This window comes from Mesorhizobium sp. M2C.T.Ca.TU.002.02.1.1 (genome assembly GCF_003997225.1).
The window spans coordinates 1-1465 of sequence record NZ_RZTO01001143.1 but is presented as its reverse complement, the minus strand read 5'-3'; the positions used below and the strand labels follow the sequence as shown (position 1 = coordinate 1465).

Genomic DNA, 1465 nt, shown 5'->3' with positions numbered 1-1465 from the left:
GCGCTGTTCATCGCCGTCACGGCGATGCTGTCGCTCGGCTATGTCGCGCCCGCCGCGCGGCTCGCCAACAGCTGGGACACGCGGCTGGGCGGCGCGCTGGCCGACGCGGTGAGCTGCAATGCCGTCGTCAAGGGTTTTGGCGCGGAGACCCGCGAGGAAACGCGGCTGGCGCGCGTCGTCGCCAAGTGGCGTCTGCGCACCGGCCGCACCTGGATGCGCGGCACCGCCAACGGCACCACGCAAGGGGTGCTGCTGCTGGTGATGCGGGCGGCGGTTATCGGGCTTGCCCTCATGCTGTGGGCCTGGGGGCAGGCGAGCGCCGGCGATGTCGCCTTCGTGCTGACCTCGTTCTTCGTGCTGCAGGGCTATCTGCGCGACATCGGCACGCATATCCGCAACCTGCAGCGCTCGATCAACGACATGGAGGAACTGGTCGACTTCCAGTCCGAGCCGCTCGGCATCGAGGACCGGCCCGGCGCCCAGCCGATCCGGATCACCGATGGACGCATCGCCTTCGACAAGGTGACGTTCCACTACGGCAATCATCGGCTGCCGCTCTACCGCGATTTCTCAGTCGATATCGCAGCGGGCGAGCGCATCGGGCTGGTCGGGCATTCGGGTTCGGGCAAGACGACCTTCGTCAAGCTGATCCAGCGGCTTTATGACGTGAATGCCGGGCGGATCCTGATCGACGGGCAGGACATCGCGCAGGTCGAGCAGGCGTCGCTGCGCGGCCAGATCGCCATCGTCCAGCAGGAGCCGATCCTGTTCCACCGCTCGCTTGCCGAGAACATCGCCTATGCCAGGCCCGGCGCCAGCCAAGCCGAGATCGAGCACGCAGCCAAGCTCGCCAGCGCGCATGATTTCATCACCAGCCTGCCCAAGGGCTATGGAACCCTGGTCGGCGAGCGTGGCGTGAAGCTGTCGGGCGGCGAGCGCCAGCGCGTGGCGATCGCCCGCGCCTTCCTGGCCGATGCGCGCATCCTGATCCTGGACGAGGCGACGTCGAGCCTCGACTCGGAATCGGAAGTGCTGATCCAGAAGGCGATGGAGCGGCTGATGGTCGGGCGCACGACCCTGGTGATCGCGCACCGGCTCTCGACGGTGCGGGCGCTCGACCGGCTGCTGGTCTTCGATCGCGGGCGTATCGCCGAGGAAGGTTCGCATGACGACCTGATCCGGCTGAACGGCGGCATCTACCGGCGGCTCTTCGAGCGTCAGGCGCTCGAATTGACCAAGGGCCTCGTCGCCTGAGGAAAGGACTGCGCCCGGCTTTAGCCGGCGCAGTCAGCCGCACCGCGGCCCGGGATCGAGCTCGCTGGAGCGTTTCACCGTTTCACGGAAACGGCCGCGGGGCGTTATGTCCGATCCTTGCTACCGCGCCAGGATCGTCCGGGCAGTCCGCCTGCATTTGCAACCGCCCTCCCGTTATGCGGTTAGTGCGGCTCAATACACTGTTCAAATT

1 protein-coding gene is annotated in these 1465 nt (G+C 67.0%); it reads left to right on the top strand.

Annotated features, from left to right (window positions below; translation table 11 throughout):
* The coding region (locus EOD07_RS34160) for an ABC transporter ATP-binding protein (RefSeq protein ID WP_164772830.1) at positions 1-1254 on the top strand (1254 nt) is incomplete at its 5' end.
* Positions 1255-1465 lie beyond the last annotated feature (211 nt).